At 58.7% G+C, this 17,794-nt stretch carries 17 protein-coding genes; 4 read left to right on the top strand and 13 right to left on the bottom strand.

Annotation, left to right across the window (positions count from 1 at the left end; all coding sequences use genetic code 11):
• Positions 1-125: 125 nt before the first annotated feature.
• Complete coding sequence (gene rimO / locus WKS99_RS07180) at positions 126-1,451, bottom strand: 30S ribosomal protein S12 methylthiotransferase RimO (RefSeq protein WP_340405654.1); 1,326 nt, start codon at positions 1,449-1,451, stop codon at positions 126-128.
• A 20-nt stretch (positions 1,452-1,471) separates the two neighbouring features.
• Positions 1,472-1,705, bottom strand: a complete 234-nt coding sequence (locus tag WKS99_RS07175) for a helix-turn-helix domain-containing protein (protein WP_147571211.1) — start codon at positions 1,703-1,705, stop codon at positions 1,472-1,474.
• Positions 1,706-1,774: 69 nt separating this feature from the next.
• On the opposite strand from WKS99_RS07175, the gene WKS99_RS07170 reads away from it, so the two are divergent.
• Positions 1,775-2,029, top strand: coding sequence for a hypothetical protein (locus tag WKS99_RS07170; RefSeq protein WP_186852473.1), 255 nt, complete (start codon positions 1,775-1,777; stop codon positions 2,027-2,029).
• Here WKS99_RS07170 and WKS99_RS07165 read toward each other — a convergent pair.
• The 10 genes from WKS99_RS07165 to WKS99_RS07120 all read right to left on the bottom strand — a co-directional run bounded on the left by WKS99_RS07165 (position 2,026) and on the right by WKS99_RS07120 (position 13,974).
• A complete protein-coding gene (locus WKS99_RS07165; protein WP_147571212.1) occupies positions 2,026-2,646 on the bottom strand; it encodes a regulatory protein RecX in 621 nt (206 codons plus the stop codon). The two genes, WKS99_RS07170 and WKS99_RS07165, sit on opposite strands and share 4 nt — an antisense overlap.
• Positions 2,647-3,756 (bottom strand): recombinase RecA, encoded by a 1,110-nt coding sequence (recA, locus tag WKS99_RS07160; protein ID WP_186852472.1) that lies wholly within the window; start codon positions 3,754-3,756, stop codon positions 2,647-2,649.
• 119 nt (positions 3,757-3,875) lie between these two features.
• A complete protein-coding gene (gene prmC / locus WKS99_RS07155; protein WP_147571214.1) occupies positions 3,876-4,739 on the bottom strand; it encodes a peptide chain release factor N(5)-glutamine methyltransferase in 864 nt (287 codons plus the stop codon).
• 102 nt (positions 4,740-4,841) lie between these two features.
• On the bottom strand, positions 4,842-5,828 hold the full coding sequence (locus WKS99_RS07150; RefSeq protein ID WP_340405653.1) for a DUF1385 domain-containing protein: 987 nt from the start codon (positions 5,826-5,828) through the stop codon (positions 4,842-4,844).
• A 173-nt stretch (positions 5,829-6,001) separates the two neighbouring features.
• Positions 6,002-7,429 (bottom strand): sensor histidine kinase, encoded by a 1,428-nt coding sequence (locus WKS99_RS07145; RefSeq protein ID WP_147571215.1) that lies wholly within the window; start codon positions 7,427-7,429, stop codon positions 6,002-6,004.
• Positions 7,430-7,680: 251 nt separating this feature from the next.
• Entirely contained in the window at positions 7,681-8,370 is a 690-nt protein-coding gene (locus WKS99_RS07140; protein ID WP_147571216.1) for a response regulator transcription factor, read from the bottom strand.
• A gap of 22 nt (positions 8,371-8,392) precedes the next feature.
• Positions 8,393-9,868, bottom strand: coding sequence for a VCBS repeat-containing protein (locus WKS99_RS07135; protein WP_240287862.1), 1,476 nt, complete (start codon positions 9,866-9,868; stop codon positions 8,393-8,395).
• A gap of 230 nt (positions 9,869-10,098) precedes the next feature.
• Positions 10,099-12,180, bottom strand: coding sequence for a sensor histidine kinase (locus WKS99_RS07130; RefSeq protein ID WP_147571218.1), 2,082 nt, complete (start codon positions 12,178-12,180; stop codon positions 10,099-10,101).
• On the bottom strand, positions 12,181-12,876 hold the full coding sequence (locus tag WKS99_RS07125) for a response regulator transcription factor (RefSeq protein WP_147571219.1): 696 nt from the start codon (positions 12,874-12,876) through the stop codon (positions 12,181-12,183).
• A gap of 147 nt (positions 12,877-13,023) precedes the next feature.
• Positions 13,024-13,974 carry a 3'-5' exonuclease gene (locus WKS99_RS07120; protein WP_240287865.1) on the bottom strand — a complete coding sequence of 317 codons (951 nt, stop codon included), beginning with the start codon at positions 13,972-13,974 and terminating at the stop codon, positions 13,024-13,026.
• 154 nt (positions 13,975-14,128) lie between these two features.
• On the opposite strand from WKS99_RS07120, the gene WKS99_RS07115 reads away from it, so the two are divergent.
• Positions 14,129-14,377: a hypothetical protein gene (locus WKS99_RS07115; protein ID WP_262669792.1), complete on the top strand. Its 249-nt coding sequence runs from the start codon at positions 14,129-14,131 to the stop codon at positions 14,375-14,377.
• Here WKS99_RS07115 and WKS99_RS07110 read toward each other — a convergent pair.
• Complete coding sequence (locus WKS99_RS07110) at positions 14,367-15,218, bottom strand: patatin-like phospholipase family protein (RefSeq protein WP_186852468.1); 852 nt, start codon at positions 15,216-15,218, stop codon at positions 14,367-14,369. The two genes, WKS99_RS07115 and WKS99_RS07110, sit on opposite strands and share 11 nt — an antisense overlap.
• A 181-nt stretch (positions 15,219-15,399) precedes the next feature.
• Here WKS99_RS07110 and cysK point away from each other — a divergent pair, with 181 nt between their 5' ends.
• Both cysK and WKS99_RS07100 read left to right on the top strand, forming a co-directional pair.
• Positions 15,400-16,332, top strand: coding sequence for a cysteine synthase A (gene cysK, locus WKS99_RS07105; protein WP_240288907.1), 933 nt, complete (start codon positions 15,400-15,402; stop codon positions 16,330-16,332).
• A gap of 140 nt (positions 16,333-16,472) precedes the next feature.
• Complete coding sequence (locus WKS99_RS07100) at positions 16,473-17,786, top strand: Ig-like domain-containing protein (RefSeq protein ID WP_262669793.1); 1,314 nt, start codon at positions 16,473-16,475, stop codon at positions 17,784-17,786.
• The last annotated feature ends 8 nt before the right edge of the window (positions 17,787-17,794 follow it).

Raw genomic sequence — 17,794 nt, 5'->3', positions numbered from 1 at the left:
ACACCCAGATCACATATATGTTATCATAGCACATTATCAGCACTGGACAAAGCTGGATTCAACATAAAATCTCACTTTGATTCTGCGTCAGCCAAAATCACGCTTCATCCAGCGCCGCGTTTGTATCAGTCCTCAATTTCGCCGGTCAAATCTCCATCAGACACGCCGGTGATACGCACCTTGACAAATTCCCCCGCGGGCACCAGCCCGGCGGCGGTAAAATACACATGGCCGTCGATATCCACCGAGTCGGCATAGGTGCGCCCGGCGTAACAGCCGGCCTGACTGTCAAAGCCCTCGCACAGCACTTCCATCACTGTTCCCAGGCGTTCTTCGTTGTACGAGTCCATGATCCGGGACTGGAGGTCCACCACCAGCTCTACCCGGCGGGCGGCTACCTCTCCATCCACCTGGTCCTCCATGGCGGCGGCCAGAGTGCCTTCCTCGGGGGAGAACTGAAACACACCGGCCCGCTGGATCTTTTCCTCCCGCAGGAAAGCACACAGCTCCTCGAACTCCTCCTCCCCCTCTCCAGGCAGGCCGCAGATTAGGGAAGTACGGATGACCACGTCCGGCATCGCCGCCCGCAGCTTGGCGAAGAGGGCCCGTATCTCCGCCTTGGTGTTTCGGCGGCGCATGGCCTTCAAAATGTTGTCGTTGCAGTGCTGGATGGGGATGTCCAGATAGTGGAGTATCTTGGGTTCAGAGACGATGACCTGGATAAGCTCATCGGTGACGGCCTCAGGATAGAGGTAGTGGAGTCGGATCCAGTGGAAGTCCAGCCGGCACAGCTCCTTCAACAGCTGGGCCAAAGTGGCTTTCTCCTCCAGGTCCAAGCCATACCGGGTAATGTCCTGGGCAATGACGATGAGTTCCTTCACCCCGGAGGCGGCCAGCTTTTTGGCCTCAGCCACCAACGACGCTACGGTACGGCTGCGATAGCGACCACGGAGTTTCGGGATGATACAGAAGGCACAGCCATTGCTGCACCCCTCGGCGATCTTTAGATAGGCGGTGTAGGGGGGCGTGGTGACAATGCGCTCGCCGTCCTCATAAGTGCGGTGGATGTTGCCGAAGTGCTCCGCCTTCTCCCCCTCCATCAGTTCCTCTACGGCGGCCACCACGTCGCTGTAGCTGCCGGTGCCCAGCATCCCATCCACTTCGGGCAGCTCGGCACGGATATCGTCGGGGTACCGCTGACTCAGACAGCCCGCCACTAACAGCTTCTTCAGCTTACCCTGGTCCTTCAGTTGAGCCAGCTCCAGGATGTTGTCAATGGCCTCGCTCTTGGCAGACTCGATGAAGCCGCAGGTATTGAGGACGGCCACATCGGCCCCCTCTGGATCGCCGGTGACGATGTGGCCCGCCTGGCGGCACAGGGCCATCATCTGCTCGGTATTCACCAGATTCTTGGCGCAGCCCAGAGACACAAACGCTACTTTATAAGTCATAGGATCGCTCCGTTTATCATTTATTTCCCCCGCCAGGCAGGGTCATCTGTAATTCCCAGAAGATAATCTGTGGAGACATGAAAATAGCAGGAAAGAGCAACCAATTTATCAATGGTCGTTCCCCGCGCTCCGCTCTCTATCGTACTAATCGCTTTGTGTGAGAGCCCAATCGCTTCTCCCAGTTCCTTTTGATTCAGGCCCGCCCGTTTTCTCAATGCAAGCAAACGGCTGCCGAACACATTTGAATTTGTCATAAATGCTCCTTGACATTTACCTTTTAGTAGACTATAATCTACTCAAAGGTAAGAAAGGGTGTTTTATTTATGTACGATTATATCTCCGCGCTCTGCCTGGGCGAAAGCCTGCGGGATCCCCCGGTCAACCCCCTTGAGAACATACCGTCCAGCCTGAAGAAGCAGTTGGAGGGCATCGCTCCGGCTATGGGCGAGCAGTTCAACCAAGAGTTCCTGCGGCAGCTTCGGCTGGTCCTCACCCGAACGGAGCTAAAGAGCTACCGGGACGGCTTTCAGACCGGGGCCCAGCTGATGCTCTCCATGCTGGAGGACTGCTGCAGCTAGTCCAGCTCCACCTCCGCCCCGCAGCGCCCCAGGGCCTCGTTGATCTCGCTCCAGTGGTAGCCCCGGCGGGCCAGGGCGTCAGACAGCTTCTTCAGCTCCTGACGGTCAGGCGTCCTGCCCCCCAGCTTTTTGGTCAGGAAGGCGTCGATGGCCGTGGAGGAGTCCTGCGCCTGGTCGAGGGCATCCTCCCACAGCTCCCTTGGGACGCCCCGGCAATACAGCTCGTCCCGCAGCTTCCGCTCCCCGTATCCCTTAGCGGAGTAGTAGCGGACTACTTGGGCAGCGTAAGCCGCGTCGTCCAGGTAGCCCAGCTCCGCCATCCGTTCACAGATGGCGGCGGCCTCCTCCTGGGTGGCCTCCCACTGGGACAGCTTTCGCTCCAGTTCCTTTCGGGACTGGGGCTTTCTTGCCAGCAGGGACAGTGCCTTCTCCTTCAGGCCGCTCCGGTGGAGAGAGGCCATCAGTCCCTCGGCCTCCTCCTCGGTCAGCTCCTTCCCGGCGCAGAGGGCAAAATCAATGATTTCGTTCTCCCCCAGACGCAGGATGGAGCCGTCCTCCAGCACAGCCAGCCACCGGCCCTGGACCCGCTTGGAGGGCTTCAACTCCTGGATGACCACTTAGTCCTCTCCATCCTCGAAATCGTCCGCAGCCACATCCACCGCCCGCCCGGCGGCCCTGGCGGCAATCTGGGCCTGCTTGCTCATCAGCTTGAAGGCGTTGGCCCGTACCTGGGCCTCAATGTCCTCGGCCAGCTCCGGGTGGTCCTGGAGATACTGTTTCACCGCGTCCCGGCCTTGCCCCAGGCGCAGCTCACCCATGGCAAACCAGGAGCCGGACTTCTGGACGATATCCAGCTTGACCGCCAGGTCCACCAGCTCGCCCCACTTGGAGATGCCCTCGCCGTAGAGGATGTCAAACTCCGCCTCCCGGAAGGGAGGCGCGACTTTATTCTTCACGATCTTGGCTCTGGTGCGGTTGCCGATGATCTCAGAACCGTTCTTCAGAGCCTCCACCCGCCGCACGTCGATACGCACTGAGGAGTAGAATTTCAGCGCCCGACCGCCGGTAGTCACCTCGGGGTTGCCGTACATGACCCCCACCTTTTCTCGGAGCTGATTGATGAAAATAACGATACAGTTGGTTTTGGAAATGGAGCCGGCCAGCTTACGCAGGGCCTGGCTCATCAGTCGGGCCAGTAAGCCCACATGGCTGTCCCCCATGTCCCCCTCGATCTCCGCCCGGGGCGTCAGAGCGGCCACGGAGTCCACCACCACCACGTCGATGGCTCCGGAGCGGACCAGAGCCTCGCAGATCTCCAATCCCTGCTCGCCGGTGTCCGGCTGGGAGATGAGCATGGAGTCGATGTCCACCCCCAAGGCCCTGGCATAGCCGGGATCCAAGGCGTGCTCCGCGTCGATAAAGGCCACCTCTCCCCCCCGTTTCTGAGCCTCGGCCACAATGTGGAGGGCCAGAGTGGTCTTACCGGAGGACTCCGGCCCGTAGATCTCGATGATGCGGCCCTTTGGAACGCCGCCAATGCCTAGGGCGATATCCAGGGACAGGGAGCCAGTAGGGATGGAGTCCACCACCACATCGGCATTCTCTCCCAGGCGCATGATAGAGCCCTTGCCATAAGCCCGCTCGATCTGGGCCATAGCGGTCTCCAGTGCCTTTTTCTTGTCAGACGCGGGAGTTGCCGACTCCACCACGGGTTTTTTAGCAGCCATGTACATCTTTCCTTTCTCGCCGGCGGCTCTCAGCCGCCGGCCTCTGTCTGTCCCATATATTACCCTTTTATCTATCCGATAAACGGTACTTTTTGTGGGGGGCGGCCCCTTGTTCTAGCTCAACTGTTGATGGTCCCCTCCACCACCCGCCAGATCCCCTGGGTATCGGCTGTGGTCTTAATGTCCTCAAAGCCGTTTCGGGCCAGGATCTCCTCCACCTCGGGTGCCTGGCCGATCCCCACCTCGAAGAGCAGGGTGCCTCCCAACCGGAGGGCGGATTTCCATTTGGCGGAAATGAAGCGGTAAAAGTCTAGCCCGTCTTCGCCGCCGTCCAGAGCCATATGGGGCTCGTAGTCCCGGACAGAGTGTTCCAGACCCAGAATGTCCGCGGTAGGTATGTAGGGGGGGTTACAGACGATGGCGTCAAAATCCCAGAGTGCGGAGCTGGGCGGCTCCATCGCGTTGACGGATAAGCAGGTGACTCTGGAGTTCAGGTCGTTGCGGCGGACATTCTGCTTGCACAGCCGCAGGGCTCCCTCGGACAGCTCCGCCAGCACCACCCGGCAGTTGGGCGCATTGGCGGCCACCGCCAGCCCCACACAGCCGCTCCCGGCGCATAGGTCCAGCACTCTGGCCCCCTCGCCGGCCTCCCGTGCCTTCAAAATCCCCCGCTCGGCCAGCACCTCGGTGTCCATCCGGGGGATAAGGACATCCTGGGAGATATTGAGCGGCAGGCCATAGAACTCCCACTCGCCGATGATATAGGCCACCGGCTCCCCAGCCAGACGGCGCTGGACCAGCTCCTCTACCCGGCGCTCCAGCTCGGCGGACACATAGAGGGACATATCTCGGTACAGCTGCTCACGGCTCTTGTCCGAGGCGTAGCACAGGATTTCTCTGGCCTCCAGCTGGGCCCCCTCCACTCCGGCCTTTTTCAGCCGGGCCCTAGTATCCAGAAACAGATTGTTATAGGTGGTGGCCATACTATCACCTTCCCCGTTTATTTGTATACGGACATAGGCGCACAGGGCTCCCGTTAACGGCCGGAGACGGCCTATCAAAACGGAGCCCGCTTTCCTTTGGCGCTACCAGGCGTCCTCCCCCTGCTTCTCCGGCAGGACCAGCTCCAGGGCCCGGATGCCCACCTCAATCATGGAGTCATCCGGCTCGAAGGTAGTGAAGTTCTGAAGCCACAGGCCGGGGGCGGTAAGGAGCTTGGTCACAGGTCCGTCATGGCGGCCTGCCCAACGATTAAACTCATAGCTGATGCCCACGATAAGGGGCAGCATCGCCAGGTGGGCAAGAAAGCGTAAAATGGCATTCTCCACCGGCCAGATGGCAAAAACTACTGTGGACACTAAAATGGAGACCGCGATGACCATAAACAGGAAGCTGGTACCGCAGCGCGGGTGGTGCCGCGGCTGTTTTCTCACGTTCTCCACCGTAAGGGGCAGCCCAGCCTCATAGCAGAAGATAGTCTTGTGCTCCGCCCCGTGGTAGGAGAATACCCGTTTCATCTCCTTCATCCGGGAGCACAGGGCCAGATAGCCCACAAAAATTACGATCTTCAACAGACTCTCCGCCACGTTCCGAACCAGCATAGACGGGGTAAAAAACCGGACCGCTGTGCCCAGCAGGGTGGGCAGCAGAAAAAACAGGGCAATGGACATCCCGATGCCCAAAATCACGGCCAAGGTAGTGAAGAACGCGGTGGCCTTCTCGCTGCCCAGCCTGTCGTTGAGCCAATTTTCAAATCTGGAGGGCTCTTCTTCCTCCCCGTCCTCAGGGTAGAAATCCGCCGAAAACATCAGGGCAGTCACTCCGTTGTACATGGAGTCGCAGAAGGTGACCACGCCGCGGATCAGGGGCAGCCCCAGGATGGGATATCGGTCCCGGATCAGCTTAATATCTTTCTCCTGTATCTCCAGCTCTCCGTCCGGCCGGCGGACCACCACAGACTGCTTTTTGGGGCCCCGCATCATGATGCCCTCAATCAGAGCCTGTCCACCGCACATGGTCTTAAAACCCTTTTGGCAAGCCCCTTGTCTTTCTTGTTCTGTCTGAATCGACATTTGATTCTCCTTATGTTGGCACTGATAGAATAGGTATATCCAACTATGTCCGGGGAGCTCCCGGCAGTTTCGCCCCCTGTTCTCCAGAGGTCTCACCGTCCCATTCTGAATATTCTCCCCGATATTGTACCAGAGTTGAACGAAAATAGCAAGGTAAAATAGAACTTATGTTCTCATTTGTCCAATGGGAGCCGGATGACCACCAGGCACCCTCCCCCTTCGGCATTTCCAATGAACAGCTGTCCCTCATGCCGAACCACAATCTCCTCACACACCGCCAGACCGATACCGGAACCCCGTGCTTTAGAGCTGCCTTTATAGAATTTATTTTTAATAAATGGTAGCTCTCCCTCCGGGATACCGGGTCCATAGTCCCGGATGCGGATGACGGCTTCCTCCCCCTCCCGGGCGATAGACACATCAATGCGCTTTCCAGAACCTCCATGCTTGGCGGCGTTGTCCAGCAGATTACAGAACACTTGCCGCAGCCGGTGGGGGTCACCGGAGATCGGCAGCATTTCCTCCGGGCAGTCTGTGTACTCCAGTGCGATCCCCTCTCTACGGAAGAACTCGGTATAGGTATACACCGCGTCCTCCAGCTCTGCCTTCAGATCCAGGGGCTCCACCGACAGGGTAAAGCGGCCGTCAGAAATACGGGAGAACTCCAGCAGCTCCTCCACCATATTGGTCAGCCGCCTGGCTTCGGACAGGATGATCTCCATTCCTTTCTTCATATCCTCCGGGTCCCGCAGCTCGCCGCTCTGCATGGTTTCAGCCCAGCCGGTGATGGCGGTCAGGGGGGTACGCAGCTCATGGGACACCGAGGAGATGAACTCACTCTGGGTCTTTTCCGACTGGCGTATCTTCAGGGACATATCGTTGATGGTGTCGGTCAGCTCCCCGATCTCGTCGTCAAATTTCTTCTCGATCTGGACTCCATAGCTTCCGTCCGCAATGAGCCTGGCCGTTTCCGTGATGCTGGCCAGAGGCTCCACAATGGAGCGCACAAAATAGAGATTGGAGAAATAGACCATGGCAAAAATGGCCAGAGCGACCACCGTGATGAGGGACACTGTCAGGATGAACTGGCGGTCGATACCTGACATGGAGGTGACATAGCGGATCAGCCCCTCGGTATGGCCCTGATAGACCACTGGGCTGCAGGCGGCAGCGATGCGCTCCCCCGTACTCGGGTCCCGCCCAATCCACGGTGTCGTCTCCTGATCCTCCAGCGCCCCCTGGATATCCGGCGTATCCGGCGTAGTTCCGGCCGCCAAGTCATTTCCTGAATAAAGAACGGCCCCCGTCTCGTCCAGGAACTGGAGCTCCAGCAGCCCCTTTTCCTCGTATTCGCTGACTGTGCGCTGGGCCACGGTACTATACTCACTGCTGGTATAGTTGCGGAAGCTGTACGCCGTGGAACTGGCCCGGCTCATCAGATCGTCGGTAGTGCCTGTATAATAGTAACTCCGCAGGCTGGCAATGAAGGTGCCCAGGGCCAGAGCTAAAATCAACAGCACTACGCCGACGCTGTTCAGCAGCCAGCGCCGACGAATGCCTCTTATCTTACCCTTATCGTGAAGTTCCATCTTTTTTGCCACTGGAGCACCTCCTTTCCCGTTTTCTGTCCCCTTATGGAGCGGTGGCAACAGTTCTTTTTCAGCATCAGCTTCCTTACGAATAGCCGCAGCCCCAGACCGTATTGACAAACACCGGCTTTGGGGCGTTGCTTTCCCATAGAGCAGGTACCCAGAAGTAAATTCCGCCTTCGGAAATTCTCCAGCCCCCTGGGCCTAAGAATTTATGGCCGGCCCCGTCGAGCGGGGAGGACAACGCCCAAACGCCGTCAGGCTTAACTGCCCCACTTATAGCCGTAGCCCCAGACCGTATTGACAAACACCGGTTTTTGGGCGTTATCCTCAATCTTGATCCGCAGGCGGCGGATGTTCACGTCCACAATCTTCAGCTCCCCAAAGTAGTCTTTTCCCCACACAGTATCCAGGATCTCTTCACGGGACAGGGCCTTTCCTGGGTTCTCCATAAACAGCTTGACGATGGAATACTCCACCTGGGTCAGCTTTACCTTCTGCCCATCCTTTTCCAGTGTCCGGTTCCTAGTGTTGAGCAGAAAGGGGGGATCGCTAATCTCATCAGGGCTGGCCGCCGTCTCATCCCCGCCTGTACGGCGAAATAGGGCGTCCACACGCGCGGTAAGCTCCGCCGGGGAGAAGGGCTTGGTCACATAGTCATCCGCTCCGGTCATAAGCCCGGTTACCTTGTCCATCTCCTGGGTCCGGGCAGTAAGCATGATAATGCCGATTTTGTTGTCCATGGCCCGGATACGGCGGCAGACCTCAAACCCGTCAATGTCAGGCAGCATGATATCCAGCAGGGCCACCTTAATCCCTGGATTGGCCTTCAGTGCGGCCAACGCCTCCTCGCCGGTTCCGGCCTCTATCGTCTGGTAGCCCGCCCGCTTCAAGTTGATGACCACGAAGCTGCGAATATTCTCCTCGTCCTCCAGGACCAAAATTTTTCTCATCTCTGTTTTCCTCCGTCGTCTGTCACTGGCTATACCAGTCTGCCTGGATCGTCCTGAAATACTCCAGCAGGCTGGTCTCGTCCAAGCCGCAGTCCCAGTCGCTGTCATAGAAGGCAGCGGAATAAATCACATTCTCCTCCTCCCGGAGAACGAACCGGCCCTCTCGTGTGGATCGGGCCGCCCGGTTCAGCCCGGTCAGCCGGTAAATGCTTAGGAAGGGCACAGGCTCCTTATCCTCGCCCTGCCAAAGAGAGAAAATAACCTCACGCTGGCCGATGACCTGGTCATTGCGGGAAATGGTAATCTTGCCCTCCCACTCCTGTGGGATGACCAGATACCAAGAATCAGTCACATTGTGATAGGTGGTCATCACATGGTCCCGCTCCCCTGTTTCCTGATACTGATACCAGTCGATCAGCCAGAAATTGGTGGCGGCATTGTCTCCGTATACCGGCAGGCGGCTGGGAGAGGGCAGCTCTATCACATAGTCGCCGTTGATGTCAGTGGGGTCCACCTCAGTATAGCCCAGCATGACTTCCCGGCTTACCCCGGTCAGCGGATCCATTGTTAGATTGGTCAGCCGCCCATTCTGATAGGAGAGCACATCGATCACCCGCCGGCCGTCGGAAAGGGTGCTGGTCACATAGAGAGCCGGTGGATAGAACTCTCCTCCCAGGTAATTGGCTCGGATACGGGTCAGGGACACGATGCCGGCAGACAATGGCACGCTGCCCAAGCTGACCATGGCTCCATCTCTCCATCCGTAGACCTCCACATGGCTGCCCACGCCAGCGGAGTCAATACGGACCACTGCTACCTCGCTCCTGGTGTCCCGGTCAATATCCAGCAGACGGTAACCACTGGAGAAGGAGGAGCCCTCCGTAGCGGCACTGCACCGAGTCAGCAGCAGTTCAGTAGCCAGCAGCTCCGCCCGCTCGGCAGGAGCCGCGCCCCATACCGTGGGGCCGGCCTCCGCAGCCTCCGTTCCTCCGGACACTGGAAGCATCAGCTCGTCCAGAGTATAGACACCCAGCTGATATACGCCAGTGCTGATCTGCCAGTTGACCACCAGCTCCTTATATCCGCTGCCGTTCAGGTCCACATAGTCTATGGAATAGATGGCCGAGCCGTCCCCCTCTACCACAGCGGACACCCGGTATTCCTCTCCTATCTGGGTAAAGATAAATATTTTAATGGACTTCTCAATACTGGGGATACGCAGGAAGGTGATCGCGCTCTCCCGGGTCCCATCCCCGTCCAAATCCTGGAGCTGGATGGTGGCAGTATTGTCGCCTGCCAGGATGACTGCTGTTTCCGCACTGGCGTCAAACTCCATTTCCAGGGCGGTGCGCACCTCCTGAATGACTGCGTTCAGCTTCTCATAGCCGGCTGACTTCTCCGGCTGGCGGTAGAGGTCCTGGGGAGACTGGAACAGGCAGCCGGACAGCAGCAGCATCAGCGCCGCCGGAAAGAGTATCTTATACCATTTTCTCCTCATGCCCTCCACTCTCCTCTCATTTCAGCCTTCTGCCGCTTCCCATAAAAATCCTATTTATCATCATACCACAAACCCGGTAAAAAGGATATACTTTTTTATTGGTTTTCTAAGCTGGCAGCGGCGGATGTCCTTGGGAGCTCGCTCTCCGGTACGGCTTCCCTCTTATATGCAGCCGGTATGGATATAAAAGCAGACCGCCCGCGAGATGCGGGCGGTCTGTCAGTTTACCCTCAATTCGCCTGGGGCAAGGTGATACACGCTTTGAACAGGTCCCCATCCACCTTCAGCTGGAAAATGCCCCCCTGAAGCTCAGTCAGGCTTCGGGCGATGGACAGTCCCAAGCCGGAACCCTCGGTGGTGCGGGACTCATCCCCCCGGACAAACCGCTCCATCAGACGCTCCGGCGCCACGTTCAGCGCCTCTCGGGAGATATTCTTCACCGATAGGACCACCTGTCCGTGCCCCCGCTCCAGGTCCAGGTAGATTCGGGTACCCTCCATGGCATATTTGGCACAGTTGGACAGCAGATTATCGATGACCCGCCACAGATGACGCCCGTCAGCATAGACCCAGGTTTCCCCATCCTGAAGATTCCTTACCACGGTCAGATGGCGGGCGGCCAGCTTCTCCTCCCACTCCCCTAGGGCCTGGTCGATCAACTGGACCATACCGATCTTCTCCCGGCTGACGGACAGCACGCCGGTAGACGCCTTGGACGCCTCCACCAGATCCTCCGTCAGCTTCTTCAGCCGCTGGGATTTGCGGTCCAGCACCTCAATGTATTCCTGGGCCTTGGGGTCGGTCTGCTCCGTAGTTTTTAACAGGTTGACATAATTTATAATGGAGGTGAGCGGCGTCTTCAAGTCGTGGGACACGTTGGTAATCAGCTCCGCCTTAAATCGCTCGCTTTTCATCTTCTCATCCACAGCACTGGACAGGCCCACCGAGATGTTATTCAGGTCCTCGGCCTGGAGACGCAGGTCATGGAACATCCTGTTGGTGTCGATCTGATGCTCCAAGTCCCCTGCGGCGATAGCCCGGCTCCCTTTTCGCAGGCGGTGGAACCCGATGGCCCACCAGGCCAGAAAGAGGAACACCACACCGTTGAGGCCAAACCACAGCAGCCCCGCCAGGCCGTTGTAGCGGGCCGAGGTAAACAGCATGACATTGGCAAAGAAATAGATCAAAAAGCCCAGGAGCACCTTCCAGATGAAGGGCAGGTTGACAATCAGCTCGTGGACAGTGCGCACTGTCCACCCGACCACCCTGCACAGCAGGGTGGTCCGCGCCAACGCCCCGGCCTTAACTCGGACCACCAGGGTACGCAGTGCCAGACAGATGACCCCGACCAGCGCCGCTGTGAGCAGGGAGAGGGCCAAATATATGACCCAGAGCACCCACTGCTCCTCCTGGGAATAGAAATGGACTTGCACGATGAATTGGTACAGGTAGTCCCCAAAATAGAGGCCTCCGGCGGCTAGGGCGGTCCCCACAGTCAACAGGAAAAACCAATGGAACTCCAGGAATATCTTATCCTGCCAGGAGAGTATGATCTCCTCTTTTCCCTCCTTATGTCCCGCCGACCACAGCAGAAATAGCAGGCACAGCAGACTGGCCGCCATCAGGGACAGAGCGGCGGTACACCGGGGGCGGAAGCTCTCTAGGGCCTGGTCAAAGCTGGTGGATAGCTGGTAAAATTCGTCTGCCCGGCTCTCATCCACGTTCAGTGGGAGCCCGCACTCAATGACCATCTGTTCCACGGCGCTCTTGCCCTCAAGCTCCGCCTCACCCGGCACCTGCTCGCTCCCCTGTCCCGACACGCCGATTGAGAATACATAATCATTTTCACTGTTATAGAGGTCGTATTCTTCCTGTGTAAAATGCTCGCCCACCACAAAGGTGGAGTACCACACGGAGGACACCGTCGCAGAGAGAGTCTCCCCCTCCTTCAGATTGGTGGCCAGGACCTGGCCGCCGTCGGCGGTCTTGACCTGAAACCGAAACCAGGTGCTTTCAGCGTCCATCCGCTCCTCCAGCTCCTCCAAGCTCTCCTGGATAGACTGGACAGCCAGATAAGACAGGCTCTCCCCATTTCGTTCCAGCTGGATGGCATCCGCCACCCCGCCGGCCAGCTGGCCCTCTCGGTCTCGCAGCAAAACATAGTAGATACCCGTCTGCTGCCAGTTCTCGGCACCCACGCAGGACAGAGCGGTCAGTGCCCTGTATCCGAACCAGCTACTAGAAAAAGCAAGGGCCAGCATCAGAAAGGCAGCCGTCAGTTTAGCCCATGGGCTCTTCCGTACCGCTTCCATTCAGGCCCCTCCCTTCTCCATCTTGTAGCCCAGCCCCCACACCACCTTCAGCCAGCGGGGGTCCGCCGGGTCGATCTCGATCTTCTCCCTCAGATGGCGGATATGGACGGCTACCGTGTTCTCCGATCCGTAGGCCGGGTCGTTCCATACCTGCTCATAGATTTGGGCGGAGGAGAACACCTGGCCGGGGTGGGAGATCAGCAGCTTCAAAATGTTGTATTCAATGGGCGTCAGCGCCACGGGCTCTCCATCCACTGTGACCCGTTTGGCACTGTCATCCATGGACACCGGGCCAACGGTGATGAGGCCAGTGCTCTTTTCTGAACCTCCCAGGCTGGTATAGCGCCGCAGCTGACTCTTGACCCGGGCTATGACCTCCAGTGGGTTGAAGGGCTTTGTGATATAGTCGTCCGCCCCGATGTTTAACCCCAGTATCTTATCTGTGTCCTCGCTCTTGGCCGTCAGCAGAATAATGGGCACATTGTTCTCCTCCCGCAGCTTGGCTGTGGCTCGAATCCCGTCCAGCTCCGGCATCATGATGTCCATCAGGATCAGATGGATCTCCCTCTGCTCCACAGCCTTGAGCGCCTCTCTCCCATTATAGGCCTTGACCGTCTGATAGCCCTCACTGGTCAAATAGATATCCAGCGCCGACACAATGTCCCTGTCATCATCGCAGATCAGGATAGTATACATGGTCCCTCTCCTCCCGCTTTCCGTGCTTGTTGCTCTAAGGATAACATACAGAGTTTAAGTTGCAAGTGGGAAAATATTAAGAAGTGCTTAAATTGAGCAGAACAGGGGGCGGACCAGCAAAGCCAGTCCACCCCCTGCTGTTCTTTTTTAAGACGCCTTCTCCCTCGCTTCGTCCCCGGATCGTCTTCTTCCGCCGCGCCTCCGCCGCCGGCCGCCCAGCGCCTTGCAGGAATGGAGTTGACCCTTCATGGCCTCGGAGTATGCCTGGATGGTGGCATCCGTCAGAGGTGGGAGGGACAGCCTGCCCCGGAACAGCCCGTCCTCCCCAGGGCTCATCACAAACCGAACCAAGAACCTGCCGTGTTCGCGGCAGGGGAAGGTACCGAAATAGACTCCCTCCCGTCTGGAGCGCCACTGGATGACCCAACCTTTCTCTCCGCACAGCGGGCAGCTCATCAGACGGCTGGTCCGGCTATTCAGTCCGCTCCTGGCCGTTTGAAATGGCCCGATCTCGCGGCTGCTCCCCCCCGGTTCAGAGGTCCAGGTAAATTTTTTTACCCAAGCGGGCGACGACAGCTCGTCGATAGCCGCCGGGGAGATCCACTGGCTGACCACCGCCGTATAGACGCAGTCGTTCAGCGCGTTGTGAAATTCAAAGGGCGCTGGAACGCCGCAGTATTCCACCGCCCGGTACAGAGCAACGCTCTGGCCTGTGCCCACAGTGATGGAGAACGCGCGCTGGAGGTCCCACACCTTTTTTGACAGGTCGGCCTCCATCTTCCAGTACCGGCAGTTCTGGGCCAGCACCTCCATATCGCCGCTGCCCCAGGCGCCAAATTCCCGCTCTTCGCCGCACCAATCCAGGAAGGCTCCCATGGCCTCTGGAAAGGTGGTCTCCGAATCCAGGGACCGCCGCAGCTCCGGCAGATACCTGGCCATCTGTTTCATCTTCTTGTGGACGCGGGGCCGGATAAAGGCGCAAAAGGTATCTGTAATGGGGCCACCCAGCCGGTCTACCCGCACCGCGCCGATCTGGAGGACCTCGTCTAAAACGGTCTTGTCATATCCCTGGTTCCACTCCAGGTCCAAAATGATCATCCTGTCACCTGCCTGTATCTTCTGTATACGACCATACCACATCCTCCTGGAAACGTCAATGGATATCCATGGTTCACCCGTCCCGCGCCTTCGACAAGGCGGCGCGAAAAACCACCCCGGCGGCCAGCGCATAGAATGACCGGGGGTGGTTGTATTGGGTCAACTTTTCCGCGGCGGCAGCCAGGAGCTGCTGGCCATAGCCGTCATACTGGCCCTACTCCTGGCCCAGGACCAGGACAGCGGCCAGTTAGGCCGTATGTCCGCTTTTTTTACCGTGCTGGGAGATATCCTGGCCCTTTTCGCCCTCCAGCCCGACCTTGTAGAGCGGTATCAGGGGCTCTGCTCCCTGCCGGCCAAGGAGTCGGACTGCCCAGCGGACAGGAGGCAGCACCTCATCGGCTGAAAAAGTCCTGGATCTCCTCCAGCCGGTCCACAGCGTCCTGATAGCCGGCCGCCCACAGCAGCCGCAGCTTCTCCGTGTTCCGCTCTGTCCGTGAGACGCCCAGGGTGGAACGGGGCGCGATGACCAGAAGCCGGCCCTCCCGCTCCGCGCGGAAGAGCTCCTCCCGGTCCTGGTTATAGACCTGGGCCCGCTGTTCCATAGCCGCCACAAAATTGGGATATTCCCGGTACTTCTTCCGCACCAGGGGCAGCAGCTTATCTGGCCTGCGCCGGTATTCCCTGGGCCTGGTCAGCACCACCAGAACACGGTCGCAGCCCTGCTCCAGCGCCCTCCGCCATGGGATAGCGTCTCCAACACCGCCGTCCAGATAGGGCTGACCGTTGATATGATAGATGGGAAACATCAGGGGCATGGCGCAGGTAGCCTGGAGCACCAGGGACTCCCGGTCCTGCCGGGGGATCTCCAGATAGTCCGCCCCGCCGGTGTTCAGATTAGTGACCACCGCCTCCGCCTTTCCGGGATAGGCCTGAAAGGCGTCGTAGTCAAAGGGGACCAGCTCGTTTGGGATAGTCTGATAGGAAAACTCCAGACCGAAATAACTCTGATTCTTCTTATCCGCCAGATTACGCATCCCCATGTAGCGCCGGTCGGGGGCAAAGCGAGTGACCACCTCCAGATTTCTGCGGGGCTGCCGGGACAGATAGCTGACGCCGTAGGCCGCCCCTGCCGACACCCCGATGAAATAGTCTGTCATGATACCGCCCTCCAGCAGGCCGTCGCACACCCCGCTGGAAAAAATGGCACGGAGGGCCCCGCCCTCCAGGACCAGTCCTGTTTTCATAGGTTTTCCTTTCTTGACATACTAAGAGATAAGAGCATTATACCCCCTATCTCCCGTCCTTTGCAATCGAATTGACAAAAAACTCTGCCGGGGGTATGATTTTTAATATCAGGCAACTGGGACAGGCAGTGCCTATCCTTGGCTGCTTTGTATCATTTTGAATGGAGAAAGGTTGGTCATCATGGCCCGTATCTATACTGGAATCGAGCCGCTGGTGGGAGGAACACCTCTCCTGGCACTGACACGCTACGGAAAAGCCCACCACTTCACCGCCACTGTTCTGGCGAAATTGGAATACCTTAACCCAGCCGGCTCTGCTAAGGACCGGGTGGGGCTGTCCCTCATTCTGGACGCGGAGGAACGGGGTCTGCTCAAGCCAGGCGCCACCATTATCGAACCCACCTCTGGCAACACTGGCATTGGTCTAGCCTGTATCGCTGCCGCACGGGGATACAAGGTCATTTTAACCATGCCGGATACCATGAGCGCAGAGCGGCGGTCCATGCTGGCGGCCTATGGTGCCCAGCTCGTCCTCACTCCTGGCGCCCAAGGGATGCAGGGAGCGGTGGGAAAAGCTCAGGAGCTGGCCGCCTCGATCCCCGGCAGCTTTATCCCCGGCCAGTTTGAAAATCCAGCCAATCCCCGTGCCCACTACCAGACCACCGGGCCGGAGATCTGGCGTGACACAGATGGAAACGTGGATATTTTTGTAGCCACTGTTGGGACGGGTGGGACTTTGTCCGGTACTGGCCGGTATTTGAAGGAGCAAGATCCCAATATCAAGGTAGTAGCGGTGGAACCTGACGCCTCTCCCCTGCTGTCCGGGGGCCAAGCCGGCCCTCACGGCATACAGGGCATTGGGGCCAATTTTATTCCCCAGACCCTGGATCGTTCTGTCTACGACCAGGTTATCCGTGTAAGGGATCAGGACGCCTTCCAGGCTGGGCGGGAGCTTGTCCGGACCGAGGGAGTGCTGGCCGGCATCTCCTCCGGCGCCGCCCTGTGGGCGGCGGGAGAGCTGGCCCGACTGGAGGAGAACCGCGGGAAGACCATCGTGGTCCTCCTGCCCGACTCTGGGGACCGATATCTCTCCTCCCCCATGTTTGCAGACTGACCGGAGCTCCCCGCATCCGTTGCTGGATGCGGGGAGCTTTGTCTAAAAGGCAGGATCTTTTCTGGTAATTTCTGTGTTCGCATAATTTGGCTCCAATGGCAAAAGAATAGGGATACACCTAATTTTGAAGGAGGTATCCCATGAATCGCTTTCATCCGTTCCGCCGGGTCATGGCTCCCATCCTAGCCCTGGCTCTGGCCTTTACCCTGTCCCTTCCCGCCTCCGCTTTCTTCTGGAATAAAAAGGAGAGCGCCGCTGTCAACGACTTCTCCAAAAACGGGCTTATCGGCACCATCATCTCCTTCTCTCTGGAGGACTTCGCGGTCACCGGAGATAAGAAGACCCAGCTGACTGCCATCACCATCGAGAGCCTGCCTGACCCCGGCGCTGGCACACTAGTCATCGGCGGCCAGCCCCTCCAGGTAGGCACTGTGGTAGACTGTACCGCTCTGGACGGGCTCCGGTTCCAGAGCTCTCCTGTCCCCACCGTGACCACCACCACCTTTACCTTCACCCCCAGCCTCGCCCCCACGCAGGACTGCGGGCCCGTTACCGTCACCTTGTACCTTCTGGACCAGGAAAATCAGGCCCCAATCGCTCGGAATATGGAGCTATCCACCTATAAAAACGTGGCCATCACCGGATATTTCGACGCCGTGGACAGCGAGGGGGACGCCCTGTCCTTCCAGCTCACCTCCACCCCCGCCCGGGGCGCTGTGACTCTGGCAGAGGACGGCTCCAGCCAGTTCGTGTATACCCCCTATGAGAACAAGACAGGGAGCGATTCCTTCACTTATGTAGCCGTAGACCCCGCTGGCAACACCTCCGCGGAGGCCAAGATCACTGTCCACATCGAAAAGGCCGACACCAAGGTGACTTATGCCGACATGGAGGGGAATCCCGCCCATAAGGCTGCGATTCGCCTGGCCGAGGAGGGCATCTATGTGGGCCAGTATATGAACGGCCACTACTTCTTCGACCCCAAGCAGCCCGTCAGCCGGGCCCAGTTCTTGACCATGGCCATGGCCGTGTCTGGTCTGGAAGCCATGGAGGACGTAACACTCACCGGCTTCTCTGACGACAGCGCCATCCCCACCTGGGCCAAGGGCTCTGTTTCCGCGGCTCTGAAGGCCGGCACCATCCAGGGCTCCAAAGATGAGAGCGGCGCCCCCGTCTTTGGGGCGGATACCCCGATCACTCGTGCCGAGGCCACAGTGATGCTAAACAACCTGCTGGACGTGACTGATGTGCCCGTAGAGGTATTTTCTTCTGACAGCCAGGGTCACTGGGCCTCCCAGGCCGCGGCCAACCTAGCCTCCTCCGGCGTCATCCGAATGGAGAGCACCGGCGCCGCAGCTCTATCCAATCAGCTGACCCGGGCCGAGGCGGCCGAGATGCTGGACGGGGCCATGGATGTGCTGGCTGACCGGGAGGACGGCTGGCTGCCCTGGTGAAGCTAAGT

Source organism: Flintibacter sp. HCN-6482, from assembly GCF_037892565.1.
Lineage (GTDB): Bacteria > Bacillota > Clostridia > Oscillospirales > Oscillospiraceae > Lawsonibacter > Lawsonibacter aceti.
Note: the sequence above shows the minus strand (reverse complement) of the source record. Positions and strands in the feature narration are given on the sequence as shown.